Origin of the sequence: Shigella sonnei, from assembly GCF_002950395.1 — a bacterium.
Classification (GTDB): domain Bacteria; phylum Pseudomonadota; class Gammaproteobacteria; order Enterobacterales; family Enterobacteriaceae; genus ECMA0423.
This window is the reverse complement of record NZ_CP026802.1, coordinates 2818008-2836717: the sequence shown is the minus strand read 5'-3', so window position 1 is coordinate 2836717 and position 18710 is coordinate 2818008. Positions and strand designations below refer to the sequence as shown.

14 protein-coding genes and 2 pseudogenes are annotated in these 18710 nt (G+C 53.5%); 12 read left to right on the top strand and 4 right to left on the bottom strand.

Translation table 11 applies throughout. The features are described from left to right. The first annotated feature begins 45 nt into the window (after positions 1 to 45). The 6 genes and pseudogenes from hrpB to fhuB all read left to right on the top strand — a co-directional run bounded on the left by hrpB (position 46) and on the right by fhuB (position 11329). Positions 46 to 2475 carry an ATP-dependent helicase HrpB gene (gene hrpB / locus C1P89_RS14850; RefSeq protein WP_005148626.1) on the top strand — a complete coding sequence of 810 codons (2430 nt, stop codon included), beginning with the start codon at positions 46 to 48 and terminating at the stop codon, positions 2473 to 2475. Between the two features lie 195 nt (positions 2476 to 2670). Next, a complete protein-coding gene (mrcB, locus tag C1P89_RS14845) occupies positions 2671 to 5205 on the top strand; it encodes a bifunctional glycosyl transferase/transpeptidase (RefSeq protein ID WP_000918146.1) in 2535 nt (844 codons plus the stop codon). A gap of 219 nt (positions 5206 to 5424) precedes the next feature. After that, a pseudogene (gene fhuA, locus C1P89_RS14840) lies at positions 5425 to 7612 on the top strand (ferrichrome porin FhuA). Positions 7613 to 7662: 50 nt separating this feature from the next. After that, the gene (fhuC, locus tag C1P89_RS14835) at positions 7663 to 8460 is read left to right on the top strand and encodes a Fe3+-hydroxamate ABC transporter ATP-binding protein FhuC (RefSeq protein WP_001158930.1); all 798 of its coding nucleotides are present in this window, start codon (positions 7663 to 7665) and stop codon (positions 8458 to 8460) included. Continuing rightward, positions 8460 to 9350, top strand: coding sequence for a Fe(3+)-hydroxamate ABC transporter substrate-binding protein FhuD (gene fhuD, locus C1P89_RS14830; protein ID WP_000015997.1), 891 nt, complete (start codon positions 8460 to 8462; stop codon positions 9348 to 9350). Before fhuC ends, fhuD begins: the two co-directional genes overlap by 1 nt. Continuing rightward, positions 9347 to 11329, top strand: coding sequence for a Fe(3+)-hydroxamate ABC transporter permease FhuB (fhuB, locus tag C1P89_RS14825; protein WP_000044064.1), 1983 nt, complete (start codon positions 9347 to 9349; stop codon positions 11327 to 11329). The genes fhuD and fhuB overlap by 4 nt, the downstream gene beginning before the upstream one ends. Before the next feature lie 157 nt (positions 11330 to 11486). Here the strand turns inward: fhuB and hemL are convergent, their stop codons facing one another. Beyond that, positions 11487 to 12767: a glutamate-1-semialdehyde 2,1-aminomutase gene (gene hemL, locus C1P89_RS14820; protein ID WP_000045275.1), complete on the bottom strand. Its 1281-nt coding sequence runs from the start codon at positions 12765 to 12767 to the stop codon at positions 11487 to 11489. Positions 12768 to 12932: 165 nt separating this feature from the next. On the opposite strand from hemL, the gene yadX reads away from it, so the two are divergent. The 4 genes from yadX to erpA are packed head-to-tail and all read left to right on the top strand — an operon-like array spanning position 12933 to position 14839. Next, positions 12933 to 12980, top strand: coding sequence for a protein YadX (gene yadX, locus C1P89_RS26010; protein WP_211180485.1), 48 nt, complete (start codon positions 12933 to 12935; stop codon positions 12978 to 12980). Positions 12981 to 12991: 11 nt separating this feature from the next. Next, the gene (clcA, locus tag C1P89_RS14815; RefSeq protein WP_000845394.1) at positions 12992 to 14413 is read left to right on the top strand and encodes a H(+)/Cl(-) exchange transporter ClcA; all 1422 of its coding nucleotides are present in this window, start codon (positions 12992 to 12994) and stop codon (positions 14411 to 14413) included. 23 nt (positions 14414 to 14436) lie between these two features. Next, entirely contained in the window at positions 14437 to 14502 is a 66-nt protein-coding gene (yadW, locus tag C1P89_RS14810) for a small protein YadW (protein WP_120795373.1), read from the top strand. Beyond that, positions 14495 to 14839 carry an iron-sulfur cluster insertion protein ErpA gene (gene erpA, locus C1P89_RS14805; protein WP_001295564.1) on the top strand — a complete coding sequence of 115 codons (345 nt, stop codon included), beginning with the start codon at positions 14495 to 14497 and terminating at the stop codon, positions 14837 to 14839. The genes yadW and erpA overlap by 8 nt, the downstream gene beginning before the upstream one ends. 46 nt (positions 14840 to 14885) lie before the next feature. On the opposite strand, the gene C1P89_RS14800 is transcribed toward erpA, so the two are convergent. Genes C1P89_RS14800 through mtnN form a run of 3 tightly spaced genes read right to left on the bottom strand, consistent with a single transcriptional unit; the run spans position 14886 to position 17038 of the window. Then, positions 14886 to 15509, bottom strand: coding sequence for a TRIC cation channel family protein (locus C1P89_RS14800; RefSeq protein ID WP_000964227.1), 624 nt, complete (start codon positions 15507 to 15509; stop codon positions 14886 to 14888). A 37-nt stretch (positions 15510 to 15546) separates the two neighbouring features. Further along, positions 15547 to 16347 (bottom strand): vitamin B12 ABC transporter substrate-binding protein BtuF, encoded by an 801-nt coding sequence (gene btuF, locus C1P89_RS14795; protein ID WP_001129927.1) that lies wholly within the window; start codon positions 16345 to 16347, stop codon positions 15547 to 15549. After that, positions 16340 to 17038 (bottom strand): 5'-methylthioadenosine/S-adenosylhomocysteine nucleosidase, encoded by a 699-nt coding sequence (mtnN, locus tag C1P89_RS14790; protein ID WP_000689844.1) that lies wholly within the window; start codon positions 17036 to 17038, stop codon positions 16340 to 16342. The genes btuF and mtnN overlap by 8 nt, the downstream gene beginning before the upstream one ends. Before the next feature lie 83 nt (positions 17039 to 17121). Here mtnN and dgt point away from each other — a divergent pair. Both dgt and C1P89_RS14780 read left to right on the top strand, forming a co-directional pair. After that, positions 17122 to 17955: pseudogene (gene dgt / locus C1P89_RS14785) on the top strand (dGTPase); the annotation flags it as partial. A 55-nt stretch (positions 17956 to 18010) separates the two neighbouring features. Then, positions 18011 to 18708, top strand: a protein-coding gene (locus C1P89_RS14780) for an IS1-like element IS1A family transposase (RefSeq protein WP_094096600.1) whose coding sequence is annotated in 2 segments (ribosomal slippage) — positions 18011 to 18260 and positions 18260 to 18708 — 699 coding nt in all. Because the reading frame shifts where the segments join, the coding sequence is not laid out codon by codon here. Positions 18709 to 18710 lie beyond the last annotated feature (2 nt).

Sequence of the window (18710 nt, the reverse complement as noted above, 5' to 3'; positions counted from 1 at the left end):
ATGCTACAATGTGGCGCGAAGAATGTTAACCCTCTGGAGCGTTTTGTGTCGTCGTTGCCCGTTGCTGCCGTCTTACCTGAATTACTTACCGCTCTCGATTGTGCGCCGCAGGTATTATTAAGTGCGCCGACCGGGGCCGGGAAATCAACCTGGCTGCCGCTGCAACTGCTGGCGCATCCCGGCATTAACGGGAAAATTATCCTGCTGGAGCCGCGTCGTCTGGCGGCGCGTAACGTCGCGCAACGGCTGGCGGAGCTGCTTAACGAAAAGCCAGGCGATACCGTTGGCTACCGGATGCGTGCGCAAAACTGCGTCGGGCCAAATACCCGTCTGGAAGTAGTTACCGAAGGCGTGCTGACGCGGATGATCCAGCGTGACCCGGAGTTGAGCGGTGTTGGATTGGTGATCCTTGATGAATTTCATGAGCGCAGCTTGCAGGCGGATTTGGCGTTGGCGCTGTTACTCGATGTGCAACAAGGTCTGCGTGATGACCTTAAACTGCTGATTATGTCGGCTACGCTGGATAACGACCGCTTGCAGCAAATGCTGCCAGAAGCGCCCGTCGTCATCTCAGAAGGGCGCTCGTTTCCGGTTGAACGCCATTATTTACCGCTGCCCGCGCATCAGCGTTTTGACGAAGCCGTTGCGGTAGCCACCGCCGAAATGCTGCGTCAGGAAAGCGGATCATTACTGTTATTTTTACCTGGCGTCGGAGAAATTCAGCGTGTGCAGGAACAACTGGCTTCGCGCATCGGCAGTGATGTGTTGCTCTGCCCGCTGTATGGCGCGTTGTCGCTGAACGATCAGCGAAAAGCGATCCTCCCGGCACCGCAAGGGATGCGCAAAGTGGTGCTGGCGACCAATATTGCTGAAACCAGTTTAACCATTGAAGGTATTCGTCTGGTGGTGGATTGTGCCCAGGAGCGTGTGGCGCGTTTTGAGCCGCGCACGGGGCTTACGCGACTGATTACTCAACGCGTTAGCCAGGCATCCATGACGCAGCGTGCCGGGCGCGCCGGGCGTCTGGAGCCGGGTATCTGCCTGCATTTAATCGCCAAAGAACAAGCAGAACGCGCTGCCGCGCAAAGTGAACCGGAGATCTTACAAAGCGATCTTTCCGGTTTGCTGATGGAATTACTGCAATGGGGATGCAGCGATCCGGCGCAGATGAGCTGGCTGGATCAACCGCCAGTAGTGAATCTAATGGCCGCGAAACGTCTGTTACAAATGCTGGGGGCGCTGGACGGTGAACGGCTTAGTGCGCAAGGGCAAAAAATGGCAGCGCTGGGTAACGATCCGCGTTTAGCGGCAATGCTGGTTAGCGCGAAGAACGACGACGAAGCTGCTACCGCGGCAAAAATTGCCGCCATTCTCGAAGAGCCGCCACTGATGGGCAATAGTGACCTGGGCGTGGCGTTTTCGCGCAATCAACCAGCCTGGCAGCAACGTAGTCAGCAACTGTTAAAACGCTTAAACGTACGCGGCGGTGAGGCAGACAGTTCGCTTATCGCGCCGCTACTTGCCGGGGCGTTTGCCGATCGCATTGCTCATCGCCGTGGGCAAGATGGACGCTATCAACTGGCAAACGGCATGGGAGCGATGCTCGATGCCGACGACGCGCTAAGCCGCCACGAATGGTTGATCGCACCGTTATTATTGCAGGGCAGCGCCTCGCCGGATGCGCGGATTTTACTGGCGCTACCGGTCGATATTGATGAATTAGTACAACGCTGTCCGCAGCTGGTGCAGCAATCTGACACCGTGGAATGGGATGACGCGCAAGGTACGCTGAAAGCCTGGCGTCGGCTACAAATCGGTCAGTTGACGGTGAAAGTGCAGCCGCTGGCGAAACCGTCAGAAGACGAGTTGCATCAGGCGATGCTTAATGGCATCCGTGATAAAGGTTTAAGCGTGCTCAACTGGACGGCGGAAGCGGAACAGCTACGCTTGCGTTTGTTATGCGCCGCAAAGTGGTTGCCGGAATATGACTGGCCAGCGGTTGATGATGAAAGTTTATTGGCAGCGCTGGAAACGTGGCTGCTGCCACATATGACAGGCGTACATTCACTACGCGGCCTGAAATCACTGGACATTTATCAGGCACTACGCGGATTACTTGATTGGGGAATGCAGCAACGTCTGGATAGTGAATTGCCTGCGCATTACACTGTGCCGACGGGAAGCCGGATCGCCATTCGTTATCATGAAGATAACCCGCCCGCACTGGCGGTGAGAATGCAGGAGATGTTTGGTGAGGCCACTAATCCGACTATCGCCCAGGGGGGCGTGCCGCTGGTGCTGGAGTTGCTTTCACCCGCCCAAAGGCCACTACAAATCACACGAGATTTGAGCGCCTTCTGGAAAGGAGCGTACCGTGAGGTGCAAAAAGAGATGAAAGGGCGTTATCCCAAACACGTCTGGCCGGACGACCCGGCAAACACGGCACCGACGCGACGGACGAAAAAGTATTCGTAAGGTTGGTTTTCTCCCTCTCCCTGTGGGAGAGGGCCGGGGTGAGGGCATCAGCGCGCACGTTCACCCTCACCCTAACCCTCTCCCTCAAGGGAGAGGGGACCGATCGAGCACAAATTTTGAGAGATATCTTCTTCTGTCTTGTAACAGAAGAACAGAAAATCGGGCTTTTGCGCCTGAATATTGCGGAGAAAAAGCATGGCCGGGAATGACCGCGAGCCAATTGGACGCAAAGGGAAACCGACGCGTCCGGTCAAACAAAAGGTAAGCCGTCGTCGTTACGAAGATGACGATGATTACGACGATTATGATGACTATGAGGATGAAGAACCGATGCCGCGCAAAGGTAAGGGCAAAGGCAAAGGGCGTAAGCCTCGTGGCAAACGCGGCTGGCTATGGCTGCTGTTAAAACTGGCTATCGTTTTTGCCGTGCTGATCGCCATTTACGGCGTTTATCTCGATCAAAAAATTCGTAGCCGTATTGATGGCAAGGTCTGGCAACTGCCCGCGGCAGTTTATGGCCGAATGGTCAACCTTGAACCAGATATGACCATCAGCAAGAACGAAATGGTGAAGCTGCTGGAGGCAACACAGTATCGTCAGGTGTCGAAAATGACCCGTCCTGGCGAATTTACCGTGCAGGCCAACAGCATTGAGATGATCCGCCGTCCGTTTGATTTCCCGGACAGCAAAGAAGGGCAGGTGCGTGCGCGTCTGACCTTTGATGGCGATCATCTGGCGACGATCGTCAATATGGAGAACAACCGTCAGTTCGGTTTCTTCCGTCTTGATCCGCGCCTGATCACCATGATCTCTTCGCCAAACGGTGAGCAGCGTCTGTTTGTGCCGCGCAGTGGTTTCCCGGACTTGCTGGTGGATACTTTGCTGGCGACAGAAGACCGTCATTTCTACGAGCATGATGGGATCAGTCTCTACTCCATCGGACGTGCGGTGCTGGCAAACCTGACCGCCGGACGCACGGTGCAGGGAGCGAGTACGCTGACGCAACAGCTGGTGAAAAACCTGTTCCTCTCCAGCGAGCGTTCTTACTGGCGTAAAGCGAACGAAGCTTACATGGCGCTGATCATGGACGCGCGTTACAGCAAAGACCGTATTCTTGAGCTGTATATGAACGAGGTGTATCTCGGTCAGAGCGGCGACAACGAAATCCGCGGCTTCCCGCTTGCGAGCTTGTATTACTTTGGTCGCCCGGTAGAAGAGCTCAGCCTCGACCAGCAGGCGCTGTTAGTCGGTATGGTGAAAGGGGCGTCCATCTACAACCCGTGGCGTAACCCGAAACTGGCGCTGGAGCGACGTAATCTGGTGCTGCGTTTGCTACAACAACAGCAGATTATCGATGGTGAACTGTATGAAATGCTCAGCGCGCGTCCTCTGGGCGTACAGCCGCGCGGTGGGGTAATCTCTCCACAGCCAGCCTTTATGCAACTGGTGCGTCAGGAGCTGCAGGCGAAATTAGGCGATAAGGTAAAAGATCTCTCCGGCGTGAAGATCTTCACTACCTTTGACTCGGTGGCCCAGGACGCGGCAGAAAAAGCCGCCGTGGAAGGCATTCCGGCACTGAAGAAACAGCGTAAGTTGAGCGATCTTGAAACTGCAATTGTGGTCGTCGACCGCTTTAGTGGTGAAGTTCGTGCGATGGTGGGAGGTTCTGAGCCGCAGTTTGCGGGCTACAACCGTGCGATGCAGGCGCGTCGTTCGATTGGTTCCCTTGCAAAACCAGCGACTTATCTGACGGCTTTAAGCCAGCCGAAAATCTATCGCCTGAACACGTGGATTGCCGATGCGCCAATCGCGCTGCGTCAGCCGAATGGCCAGGTCTGGTCACCGCAGAACGATGACCGTCGTTATAGCGAAAGCGGCAGAGTGATGCTGGTGGATGCGTTGACCCGTTCGATGAACGTGCCGACGGTAAATCTGGGGATGGCGCTGGGGCTGCCTGCAGTTACGGAGACCTGGATCAAACTGGGCGTGCCGAAAGATCAGCTGCATCCGGTTCCGGCGATGCTGCTGGGGGCGTTGAACTTAACGCCAATCGAAGTGGCGCAGGCATTCCAGACCATCGCCAGCGGCGGTAACCGTGCACCGCTTTCTGCACTGCGTTCGGTAATCGCGGAAGATGGCAAGGTGCTGTATCAGAGCTTCCCGCAGGCAGAACGCGCTGTTCCGGCGCAGGCGGCGTATCTGACACTATGGACCATGCAGCAGGTGGTACAACGTGGTACGGGTCGTCAACTTGGGGCGAAATACCCGAACCTGCATCTGGCAGGGAAAACAGGGACTACCAACAATAACGTAGATACCTGGTTTGCGGGCATTGACGGCAGCACGGTGACCATCACCTGGGTAGGCCGTGATAACAACCAGCCGACCAAACTGTATGGTGCCAGCGGGGCAATGTCTATTTATCAGCGTTATCTGGCTAACCAGACGCCAACGCCGCTGAATCTTGTTCCGCCAGAAGATATTGCAGATATGGGCGTGGACTACGACGGCAACTTTGTTTGCAGCGGTGGCATGCGTGTCTTGCCGGTCTGGACCAGCGATCCGCAATCGCTGTGCCAGCAGAGCGAGATGCAGCAGCAGCCGTCAGGCAATCCGTTTGATCAGTCTTCTCAGCCGCAGCAACAGCCGCAACAGCAACCTGCTCAGCAAGAGCAGAAAGACAGCGACGGTGTAGCCGGTTGGATCAAGGATATGTTTGGTAGTAATTAACATCTAAGCGTGAAATACCGGATGGCGAATTGCCATCCGGTAAAATAACATCCCACCTAAAGTATTAACCCTTTCTTTTCATCTGGTTGTTTATTAACCCTTCAGGAACGCTCAGATTGCGTACCGCTTGCGAACCCGCCAGCGTTTCGAATATTATCTTATCTTTATAATAATCATTCTCGTTTACGTTATCATTCACTTTACATCAGAGATATACCAATGGCGCGTTCCAAAACTGCTCAGCCAAAACACTCACTGCGTAAAATCGCAGTTGTAGTAGCCACAGCGGTTAGCGGCATGTCTGTTTATGCACAGGCAGCGGTTGAACCGAAAGAAGACACTATCACCGTTACCGCTGCACCTGCGCCGCAAGAAAGCGCATGGGGGCCTGCTGCAACTATTGCGGCGAAGCACTCTGCTACTGCGACTAAAACGGATACACCAATTGAAAAAACGCCGCAGTCTATTTCGGTTGTGACAAATGAAGAGATGCAGATGCGTCAATTTCAGTCTGTAAAAGAAGCATTAGGTTATACACCTGGCGTTACGGTTAGCAGTCGTGGTGCTTCTAATACATATGATTTTGTTATCATTCGTGGTTTCTCATCTGTTGGTCTGAATCAAAATAATTACCTTGATGGACTAAAACTTCAGGGCAACTTTTATAACGATGCTGTGATTGATCCTTACATGCTTGAGAGGGTTGAACTGATGCGTGGGCCGACGTCTGTTCTCTATGGAAAAAGTAATCCTGGTGGGATTATTTCTATGGTGAGTAAGCGTCCGACCACTGAACCCCTGAAAGAAATTCAGTTTAAAATGGGGACGGATAATCTGTTTCAGACCGGATTCGATTTCAGTGATGCACTGGATGATAACGGTGAGTTCTCTTACCGTTTGACGGGCCTCGCTCGCTCAACAAACGAACAGCAGAAAAACTCTGAATCTCAGCGTTATACCATTGCTCCATCATTCTCATGGCGTCCAGACGACAAAACCAATTTTACTTTCCTGTCCTATTTCCAGAATGAACCAGAAACGGGTTATTACGGTTGGTTGCCGAAAGAGGGGACCGTTGAGCCATTGCCTAATGGTAAGCGTCTACCGACTGACTTCAATGAAGGTGCATCGAATAATACATACTCCCGTAACCAGAAAATGGTGGGATATAGTTTTGAACATGGTTTTAATGACACCTTCACCGTGCGTCAGAATCTGCGTTTCAGTGAAATGAAAACCTCACAGAAAAGTGTTTATGGCACAGGGATTGCTGGTGATGGTCATACCCTAAACCGCGGGACAGTGGTGGATAATGAGCGTCTACAAAACTTTAGCGTTGATACCCAACTTGAAAGTAAGTTTGCTACAGGTGACGTCGAGCATACTTTGCTGACAGGGGTAGACTTCATGCGGATGCGTAATGATATCAATGCCAGCTTTGGATCCGCACCATCCATCGATCTTTATAACAAATATCACCCTGAATACTTTGCATTTGGTAGCGCAGAGCCATACCAGATGAATGAAAGCAAACAAACAGGTATTTATGTTCAGGATCAGGCGGAATGGAATAAATGGGTATTCACTCTGGGGGACGCTACGATTGGTCTAAGCAAGCGACCACTGTTCGTGAAAACTCTTATACGCCGACTGAAGGTTATATTGAGCGCAATGATCATCAGTTCACCTGGCGCGGTGGTGTAAATTACTTATTCGATAATGGTATTTCACCTTACTTTAGCTATAGCCAGTCCTTTGAACCGAGTGCTTTCGATCTGTGGAGCAACCCGCGCATTTCCTATAAGCCATCGAAAGGTGAACAGTATGAAGCTGGCGTAAAATATGTTCCGAATGATATGCCGGTCGTTGTTACGGGCGCAGTCTATCAATTGACGAAAACAAATAACCTGACAGCAGACCCAACAAACCCATTAGCGCAAGTCCCAGCAGGTGAGATTCGCGCTCGTGGTGTGGAACTTGAAGCAAAAGCGGCGTTAAATGCCAATATTAACTTGACGGCTTCTTATACCTACACCGATGCGGAATACACCAAAGACACCAATCTCAAAGGTAAAACTCCAGAACAAGTACCGGAGCATATGGCATCTCTCTGGGGGATTATACCTTCAATGAAGGGCCGCTTTCTGGTTTAACATTGGGAACAGGTGGTCGTTTTATTGGTTCCAGCTATGGTGATCCGGCAAACACTTTTAAAGTGGGTAGCGCAGCTGTAATGGATGCTGTTGTAAAATATGATCTGGCACGCTTTGGTATGGCGGGATCCAGCCTTGCTGTGAACGTCAACAATTTGCTCGATCGTGAGTATGTTGCCAGTTGCTTCCAGACTTATGGCTGCTTCTGGGGCGCAGAACGTCAGGTCGTTGCAACCGCAACCTTCCGTTTCTAATTTCTCTTTTGGGGCACGGATTTCCGTGCCCATTTCACAAGTTGGCTGTTATGCAGGAATACACGAATCATTCCGATACCACTTTTGCACTGCGTAATATCTCCTTTCGTGTGCCCGGGCGCACGCTTTTGCATCCGCTGTCGTTAACCTTTCCTGCCGGGAAAGTGACCGGTCTGATTGGTCACAACGGTTCTGGTAAATCCACTCTGCTCAAAATGCTTGGTCGTCATCAGCCTCCGTCAGAAGGGGAGATTCTTCTTGATGCCCAGCCGCTGGAAAGCTGGAGCAGCAAAGCGTTTGCCCGCAAAGTGGCTTATTTGCCGCAGCAGCTTCCTCCGGCAGAAGGGATGACCGTGCGTGAACTGGTGGCGATTGGTCGTTACCCGTGGCATGGCGCGCTGGGGCGCTTTGGTGCGGCAGATCGCGAAAAGGTCGAGGAAGCTATCTCGCTGGTTGGCTTAAAACCGCTGGCGCATCGGCTGGTCGATAGTCTCTCTGGCGGCGAACGTCAGCGGGCGTGGATCGCCATGCTGGTGGCGCAGGATAGCCGTTGTCTGTTGCTCGACGAACCGACTTCGGCGCTGGATATCGCCCACCAGGTTGATGTGCTGGCGCTGGTGCACCGTTTAAGTCAGGAACGTGGCCTGACGGTCATTGCCGTGTTGCACGATATCAATATGGCGGCACGCTACTGTGATTATCTGGTCGCCCTGCGCAGTGGTGAAATGATTGCTCAGGGAACGCCTGCGGAAATTATGCGCGGCGAAACCCTCGAAATGATTTATGGCATCCCGATGGGTATTTTGCCGCATCCGGCGGGTGCTGCACCTGTGAGTTTTGTTTATTGATGAGCGGCTTACCTCTTATTTCGCGCCGTCGACTGTTAACGGCGATGGCGCTTTCTCCGTTGTTATGGCAGATGAATACCGCCCACGCGGCGGCTATTGACCCCAATCGTATTGTGGCGCTGGAGTGGTTGCCGGTGGAATTACTGCTGGCGCTCGGCATCGTGCCTTACGGCGTGGCGGATACCATCAACTATCGCCTGTGGGTCAGCGAACCACCATTGCCGGACTCAGTGATTGACGTCGGTTTGCGTACAGAACCTAACCTTGAACTGCTGACCGAAATGAAACCGTCGTTTATGGTCTGGTCGGCAGGATATGGCCCTTCATCAGAAATGCTGGCACGTATTGCGCCGGGTCGCGGATTTAACTTCAGTGACGGCAAACAGCCGTTGGCGATGGCGCGTAAATCGCTGACGGAAATGGCAGATTTACTTAACCTGCAAAGCGCAGCGGAAACGCATTTAGCGCAATACGAAGACTTTATCCGCAGCATGAAACCCCGCTTTGTGAAGCGTGGCGCACGCCCGTTACTGCTGACGACGCTTATCGATCCGCGCCATATGCTGGTCTTCGGTCCAAACAGCTTGTTCCAGGAAATTCTCGATGAGTACGGCATCCCAAATGCCTGGCAAGGGGAAACCAACTTCTGGGGCAGTACCGCCGTCAGTATCGATCGTCTGGCAGCGTATAAAGACGTTGATGTGCTCTGTTTTGATCACGACAACAGCAAAGACATGGATGCGCTAATGGCAACCCCGCTGTGGCAGGCCATGCCGTTTGTCCGCGCCGGACGCTTTCAGCGCGTACCTGCAGTCTGGTTTTATGGTGCGACACTCTCGGCAATGCACTTTGTGCGCGTTCTGGATAACGCCATCGGAGGTAAAGCGTGAGTAAACGAATTGCGCTTTTTCCGGCGTTATTGCTGGCGCTGTTAGTGATTGTCGCTACGGCGCTCACCTGGATGAACTTCTCGCAGGCGCTGCCGCGTAGCCAGTGGGCGCAGGCTGCCTGGTCGCCAGACATCGATGTCATCGAGCAGATGATTTTTCACTACAGCTTGTTGCCGCGTCTGGCGATTTCGCTGCTGGTGGGCGCGGGCCTGGGGCTGGTGGGCGTGCTGTTTCAGCAAGTGCTGCGTAACCCGCTGGCGGAGCCGACGACGCTTGGCGTTGCTACAGGCGCGCAACTGGGAATTACCGTCACCACACTTTGGGCGATCCCAGGTGCTATGGCGAGCCAGTTTGCCGCACTGGTGGGCGCTTGTGTCGTTGGCTTAATCGTCTTTGGCGTCGCGTGGGGGAAACGGCTTTCGCCGGTTACGCTTATTCTCGCGGGGCTGGTGGTGAGCCTTTATTGCGGGGCAATTAATCAGCTACTGGTTATCTTCCATCACGACCAGCTGCAAAGCATGTTCCTGTGGAGCACCGGAACGCTGACGCAAACCGACTGGGGCGGCGTTGAGCGTTTATGGCCGCAGTTGCTGGGCGGCGTGATGTTGACGTTATTGCTACTTCGCCCGTTAACCCTGATGGGGCTTGATGATGGCGTGGCGCGCAATCTCGGGCTGGCCTTGTCGCTCGCGCGTCTGGCGGCGCTGTCGCTGGCGATAGTCATCAGTGCGCTGCTGGTGAATGCGGTGGGGATTATCGGCTTTATCGGTTTGTTCGCGCCGCTGCTGGCGAAAATGCTGGGGGCGCGGCGTTTGTTGCCACGGTTGATGCTGGCGTCGCTGATTGGGGCGCTGATCCTCTGGCTTTCCGATCAAATCATCCTCTGGCTGACTCGCGTGTGGATGGAAGTGTCCACCGGTTCGGTCACTGCGTTGATCGGTGCGCCGCTGCTACTGTGGCTGTTGCCGCGTTTACGCAGCATTAGCGCGCCGGATATGAAGGTCAACGATCGTGTCGCGGCTGAACGCCAACATGTGCTGGCGTTTGCCCTCGCGGGCGGCGTGCTGCTGTTGATGGCTGTGGTGGTGGCGCTGTCGTTTGGTCGTGATGCGCACGGCTGGACGTGGGCGAGCGGGGCGTTGCTCGAGGATTTGATGCCCTGGCGCTGGCCGCGAATTATGGCGGCGCTGTTTGCGGGCGTCATGCTGGCGGTGGCGGGCTGTATTATTCAGCGGCTGACCGGAAACCCGATGGCAAGCCCGGAAGTGCTGGGGATTAGCTCTGGCGCGGCGTTTGGCGTGGTGTTAATGCTGTTTCTGGTGCCGGGTAATGCCTTTGGCTGGCTGTTACCCGCGGGCAGTATCGGGGCGGCGGTGACGCTGTTGATCATTATGATCGCCGCCGGCCGCGGTGGATTTTCCCCACACCGTATGTTACTGGCGGGGATGGCGTTAAGTACCGCATTCACCATGCTTTTGATGATGTTGCAGGCGAGCGGTGACCCGCGAATGGCGCAAGTGCTGACCTGGATTTCCGGTTCGACCTACAACGCGACCGATGCGCAGGTCTGGCGTACCGGAATTGTGATGGTGATTTTGCTGGCGATTACCCCGCTGTACCGCCGCTGGCTGACCATTTTACCGCTGGGTGGTGATACCGCACGAGCCGTAGGAATGGCGCTGACGCCGACGCGAATTGCGCTGCTGCTGTTAGCGGCTTGCCTGACGGCGACCGCGACGATGACTATTGGACCGTTGAGTTTTGTTGGTTTAATGGCACCGCATATTGCGCGGATGATGGGCTTTCGACGGACGATGCCACACATCGTAATTTCGGCGCTGGTGGGTGGTTTACTGCTGGTATTCGCTGACTGGTGTGGGCGGATGGTGCTGTTTCCATTCCAGATCCCGGCGGGGCTGCTGTCGACCTTTATCGGCGCGCCATATTTTATCTATTTGCTGAGAAAGCAGAGCCGTTAATTTTTCCATATAACGGCCCTGTACGCCTGGACGGATAAAGCGTTTACGCGACAACGGATGCCCGATGCGACGCTGGCGCGTCTTATCGGGCCTACAAACGGCCCCGAATCGTAGGTCGGATAAGGCGTTCACGCCGCATCCGACAAACCATGCTGGATCACAACTTCGCAAACACCCGACGTGCAGCATCGATGGTGTTATTGATATCTTCCATGCTGTGCGCCACGGACATAAAGCCCGCTTCAAACGCTGACGGTGCCAGGTAAACACCTTCGTCCAGCATCATATGGAAGAAACGCTTAAAGCGTTCCACGTCACAGGCCATCACATCCTGATAGCACGTCACGGACTCGGCGTCGGTAAAGAAAATACCGAACATGCCGCCAACGTGGTTAACGACCAGCGGAATTCCGGCTTCTTCTGCCGCTTCCAGCAGACCTTCTGCCAGACGTGTTGTCAGCTCATCCAACGTTTCGTGAACGCCCGGTTGCGCGACTTCATTCAGACAGGCGAAACCGGCTGCCATCGCAATTGGGTTACCGGAAAGCGTACCCGCCTGATAGACCGGACCCGTCGGGGCCAGCGCATCCATTACATCACGACGACCACCGAATGCGCCTACCGGCATTCCACCGCCGATGATTTTGCCCAGGCAGGTGAGATCCGGTTCCACACCGTAATAATCCTGTGCGCCAGCCAGTGCCACGCGGAAGCCGGTCATTACTTCATCGATGATCAGCAATGCGCCAAATTCGTCGCACAGCGCACGCAGACCTGGCAGGAAGTCTGGCAGCGGTGGAACACAGTTCATATTGCCTGCCACCGGCTCGATGATAATACAGGCAATCTCTTGCGGGTATTGCTCAAACGCGGCGCGTACAGAAGCCAGATCGTTATAAGTACAGGTTAAGGTATGTTTGGCGAAATCTGCCGGAACGCCCGGCGAGTTTGGCTGGCCTAACGTGAGTGCGCCAGAACCGGCTTTCACCAGCAGGCAGTCAGCGTGACCGTGGTAACACCCTTCAAATTTAATGATTTTGTCGCGACCGGTAAAACCACGGGCCAGACGGATGGCGCTCATCGTCGCCTCGGTGCCGGAGTTCACCATGCGCACCATATCCATGGTCGGGACCAATTCGGTCACCAGTTGCGCCATTTTCACTTCCATTTCGGTTGGTGCACCAAAGCTTAAACCACGCTCGGCGGCTTCAATCACGGCATTGCGGATTGCCGGATGGTTATGGCCCAGCACCATCGGCCCCCAGGAACCGACATAATCGATATAGGCTTTGCCATCAACATCGTACAGATAAGCGCCGTCCGCTTTTTCGATAAACAGTGGAGTGCCGCCCACGCCAGTAAAGGCGCGAACAGGGGAGTTCACACCGCCAGGGATCAGCTCGCGCGCTGCGCTGTAAAGATTTTCAGACTTACTCATGGAGGGTTCCTGATTCGTAGAAAAAGTGAATGGCTGCTATTCTATGTTATTCATAACAAGTTAAATACTCGTCAAACATCAGGCTGCTTGTACTGGTGCAATCCTGATTTCTTAGAGTATAAAAGTTTTGTGCATTTGAAACATTACGCTTTGCAAAGGATTTTCATGGAACGTGCGAGTAAAATGCCGTCATCTTATTTGTATGACCAATAAGTGATCATTGGATGAAAACTGATACTCCCTCTTTAGAAACACCGCAGGCCGCGCGCCTGCGACGCAGACAACTGATTCGCCAACTTCTTGAGCGCGATAAAACCCCGTTAGCCATTTTGTTTATGGCGGCAGTCGTCGGCACGCTTGTTGGGCTGGCAGCGGTTGCTTTTGACAAAGGTGTCGCCTGGTTGCAGAACCAACGTATGGGGGCGCTGGTACATACTGCTGATAATTATCCGCTTCTGTTAACCGTCGCTTTTCTCTGTTCGGCGGTGCTGGCGATGTTTGGCTACTTTTTGGTGCGCAAATACGCGCCGGAAGCAGGTGGTTCGGGGATCCCGGAAATTGAAGGGGCGCTGGAAGATCAACGTCCCGTTCGCTGGTGGCGTGTATTGCCGGTGAAGTTCTTTGGCGGGCTGGGGACACTCGGCGGAGGCATGGTGTTGGGGCGCGAAGGGCCAACCGTGCAGATCGGCGGTAACATTGGCCGTATGGTGCTTGATATTTTCCGCCTGAAAGGTGACGAAGCTCGCCATACGCTGCTGGCAACCGGTGCTGCTGCGGGGCTGGCTGCGGCCTTTAACGCGCCGCTGGCGGGTATTTTGTTTATTATCGAAGAGATGCGTCCGCAGTTTCGCTATACGTTAATTTCGATAAAAGCGGTATTTATTGGCGTCATTATGTCGACCATTATGTACCGGATTTTTAATCATGAAGTTGCGTTGATTGACGTCGGTAAACTTTCTGATGCGCCGCTTAATACGCTGTGGCTTTATCTGATCCTCGGTATTATTTTTGGCATTTTCGGCCCTATTTTTAATAAATGGGTGCTGGGGATGCAGGATTTGCTGCACCGTGTGCACGGCGGCAATATTACCAAATGGGTACTGATGGGCGGTGCGATTGGCGGTCTGTGTGGATTGCTGGGGTTTGTGGCACCAGCAACGTCGGGCGGCGGTTTTAACCTGATTCCTATCGCTACCGCGGGGAATTTCAGCATGGGAATGCTGGTGTTTATCTTCGTCGCTCGGGTCATTACCACCTTACTCTGCTTCTCTTCCGGCGCGCCGGGCGGTATTTTTGCCCCGATGCTGGCGCTGGGTACTGTGCTGGGAACCGCTTTCGGAATGGTTGCCGTTGAGCTGTTTCCGCAATATCACCTTGAGGCGGGGACGTTTGCTATTGCCGGAATGGGGGCATTACTGGCGGCATCTATTCGCGCGCCGTTAACGGGGATCATTCTGGTTCTGGAGATGACCGATAACTACCAGCTCATTTTGCCAATGATTATTACCGGTCTTGGCGCAACACTATTAGCGCAATTTACCGGCGGGAAACCGCTATACTCGGCGATTCTTGCGCGCACGCTGGCAAAACAGGAAGCTGAGCAACTGGCGCGAAGCAAGGCCGCATCAGCCAGCGAGAATACTTGAACGAAATACCAGGGTATTAGATAATGGCGATTATTATTGGGTTAGAATTTGCCCAATTGCCGATGTCGTTTGGAGCAAAATATGAGTGATGACGTAGCACTGCCGCTGGAGTTTACCGACGCAGCAGCCAACAAAGTTAAAAGCCTGATCGCTGACGAAGATAACCCGAATCTGAAATTACGCGTGTATATCACAGGTGGCGGTTGCAGCGGCTTCCAGTATGGTTTCACCTTTGATGATCAGGTGAACGAAGGCGATATGACCATCGAAAAACAGGGCGTTGGCTTGGTGGTTGATCCGATGAGCCTGCAATATCTGGTCGGCGGTTCCGTTGACTATACCGAAGGACTGGAAGGTTCTCGTTTCATCGTGACCAACCCGAACGCGAAAAGCACCTGCGGTTGCGGTTCTTCCTTTAGCATCTAATCTGTTGTTCATGTGCCGGATAAACTATCCGGCGCATCTTCTCTCTTCAACGCCCATTCTCATCCAGCGCAAACGTCGGTAGCTTAAGATGCCAACGAATAGCCGCCAGCCGAATCAATAGCGTCACGACCATGCCCATCATACTGGCTGTTTCCAGTGGTACGGAAAATGTGTAATAAGCCGTAGCGTGGACAATACCGCCGATAATACAGGCAGTTGCGTAGATTTCTGTACGTAAAATCATGGGGATCTCGCGGGCCAGTACATCACGAATGATCCCGCCGCCAACGCCAGTAATGACGACCATACAAACCGCGATTAACGGACCGACTTCCGCATTAAAGGCTTTATTCACGCCAATGCCGACAAACACCGCCAGACCAACGGCGTCCAGCACCGGCAACATCCATTTTGGTAAGCGTCTTGGCTGGCGCACCAGCACGATGGTCAGCATGCTGGTTACCATTGCAACGACCAGATCGGTGGGATCTTTCACCCAAAATACCGGGCCGTGATCCAGCGCCATGTCGCGAATTGTCCCGCCGCCTACAGCGGTAACCACGCCCAGTACCAGAACACCAAAAGGGTCCATACGCAATTTTCCGGCTAACAAAACGCCGGAGATGGCAAATACCGCTGTGCCGACTATATCCAGCCAATAGACGAGCATTGTTCAATCCCCACTGAGCACCTAAAAAGGTCAGGCGCTAATCTACCTGTGAAAGCGCATTACAGAGCTGTTGTGCAGCGAGGATAATACGTGGGCTTGCACGTTCAAACCAGTCACTCGTGAGAGGAATAACGGGAATTTTGAGCTGTTCACCCCAGTATTGTTTGATTTTAGGAATTTGGTCCGGTCCGCCTGTAATGACAATCGCCTGTGGCGAGCGTGCTAACACCTGTTCGCGGCTAACTTGCGGCCAGGGAACCCGGCTGTCTTTAAAGATGTTTTCTCCGCCACAAACTTCGAGTACCTGGTTTTGAATCGACTCTTTTCCACTGGTAAATGGCGGATTAATGCCGAATTGCAGAAAAACACGTTTTTTAGGTTTATCAGCATATTGCGCTTTCAATTGCGCGTACTGATCCAGCAGGGATTGCGCGGCTTGTTCGGCCTTATCCGGTTGCGGACTCCAGGGGGCCAATTGACGTAACGCATTGGCAATTTGTTCAATGCTTGTCGCATCGACCCACATCACTTTTATTCCCAGCGAAGCCAGCTGGTCAACCTGCCGCTCGGCATTACCTCCACGCCAGGCAATCACCAGATCGGGTTTCAGCGCGACAATGCGTTCCAGATTCATCCCCTGCCAGGTGGAAACCTGCTCAATCTTTTGCGCTTGTGGAGGATAGTCGGAATAGCTGCTGACCCCAACCGGCGTGATCCCGGCGGCAAAGGCAAGTTCAGTGTTGGCGGGAGAAAGCGTGATGACGCGCGGCGCGGCGTTGAGCCACAGTGGCGCAAGAAAAGACAGGGCGACCAGCGCCCTGAACAGTGACTTAGCCATGTGCCAGTTTCTGCACCAGTGACTCAACCATCAGGCTGGACTGTTTAGCGGCAACAGCCAGGAACTCATCGAAGCTAAGATGAGACTGTTGATCGGCCACGTCGGAGATGGCGCGTACGACAACAAACGGGACGTTGAAATTGTGGCAGACATGGGCGATTGCCGTCGCTTCCATCTCTACAGCAATGGCCTGTGGGAAGTTGTGGCGGATTTTCGCCAGACCAACAGAACCGTTGATGAAAGCGTCGCCGCTAACAATCAGGCCACGTACAGCGTTAAGATTCAGTTCGGCAATGCAGGCCTCAGCGGCAGCGATCAGTTTATCGTCAGCTTTAAAGCCTGCCGGACAGCCTGGTAACTGACCGTATTCATAACCAAATGCCGTGACATCCGCGTCGTGATAACGCGCTTCGTCCGAGACAACGATATCGCCCACTTTCAGCGTTGGTGCCAGGCCACCGGCAGAACCGGTGTTAATAATCACATCTGGCTTGCAGTGTTCCAACAGCAGAGTGGCACCCAGCGCCGCAGCGACTTTACCGATGCCCGATTTCAGAAGCGCAACCTCGGTTCCATTCAGTTGGCCGGTATAGATTTCGCAACCGCCGAGACTGATAGTTTGACGGTTTTCGATTTTGTCACGCAGCAGCGTAACTTCTTCTTCCATTGCACCAATGATGCCGATTTTCATAGATTTACTCGCGATAAGCCCGATTTGAAAGCATAGTTTACCATGCGCTTACGGGGAAGCGTATTTCTCACGCGGGAGAGGACATGGCACAGATTGATTTCCGAAAAAAAATAAACTGGCATCGTCGTTACCGTTCACCGCAGGGCGTTAAAACCGAACATGAGATCCTGCGGATCTTCGAGAGCGATCGCGGGCGTATCATCAACTCTCCGGCAATTCGTCGTCTGCAACAAAAGACCCAGGTTTTTCCACTGGAGCGCAATGCCGCCGTGCGCACGCGTCTTACCCACTCGATGGAAGTCCAGCAGGTGGGACGCTACATCGCCAAAGAAATTTTAAGCCGTCTGAAAGAGCTTAAATTGCTGGAAGCATACGGCCTGGATGAACTGACCGGCCCCTTTGAAAGCATTGTTGAGATGTCATGCCTGATGCACGATATCGGCAATCCGCCGTTTGGTCATTTTGGCGAAGCAGCGATAAATGACTGGTTTCGCCAACGTTTGCACCCGGAAGATGCCGAAAGCCAGCCTCTGACTGACGATCGCTGCAGCGTGGCGGCACTACGTTTACGGGACGGGGAAGAACAGCTTAACGAGCTGCGGCGCAAGATTCGTCAGGACTTATGTCATTTTGAGGGGAATGCACAAGGCATTCGTCTGGTGCATACATTGATGCGGATGAATCTCACTTGGGCACAGGTTGGCGGTATTTTAAAATATACCCGTCCGGCGTGGTGGCGTGGCGAAACGCCTGAGACACATCACTATTTAATGAAAAAGCCGGGTTATTATCTTTCTGAAGAAGCCTATATTGCCCGGTTGCGTAAAGAACTTAATTTGGCGCTTTACAGTCGTTTTCCATTAACGTGGATTATGGAAGCTGCCGACGACATCTCCTATTGTGTGGCAGACCTTGAAGGTGATGCTGCCAACTTACTGATTTAGTGTATGATGGTGTTTTTGAGGTGCTCCAGTGGCTTCTGTTTCTATCAGCTGTCCCTCCTGTTCAGCTACTGACGGGGTGGTGCGTAACGGCAAAAGCACTGCCGGACATCAGCGCTATCTCTGCTCTCACTGCCGTAAAACATGGCAACTGCAGTTCACTTACACCGCTTCTCAACCCGGTACGCACCAGAAAATCATTGATATGGCCATGAATGGCGTTGGATGCCGGGCAACTGCACGCATTATGGGCGTTGGCCTCAACACGATTTTACGTCACTTAAAAAACTCAGGCCGCAGTCGGTAACCTCGCGCATACAGCCGGGCAGTGACGTCATCGTCTGCGCGGAAATGGACGAACAGTGGGGCTATGTCGGGGCTAAATCGCGCCAGCGCTGGCTGTTTTACGCGTATGACAGTCTCCGGAAGACGGTTGTTGCGCACGTATTCGGTGAACGCACTATGGCGACGCTGGGGCGTCTTATGAGCCTGCTGTCACCCTTTGACGTGGTGATATGGATGACGGATGGCTGGCCGCTGTATGAATCCCGCCTGAAGGGAAAGCTGCACGTAATCAGCAAGCGATATACGCAGCGAATTGAGCGGCATAACCTGAATCTGAGGCAGCACCTGGCACGGCTGGGACGGAAGTCGCTGTCGTTCTCAAAATCGGTGGAGCTGCATGACAAAGTCATCGGGCATTATCTGAACATAAAACACTATCAATAAGT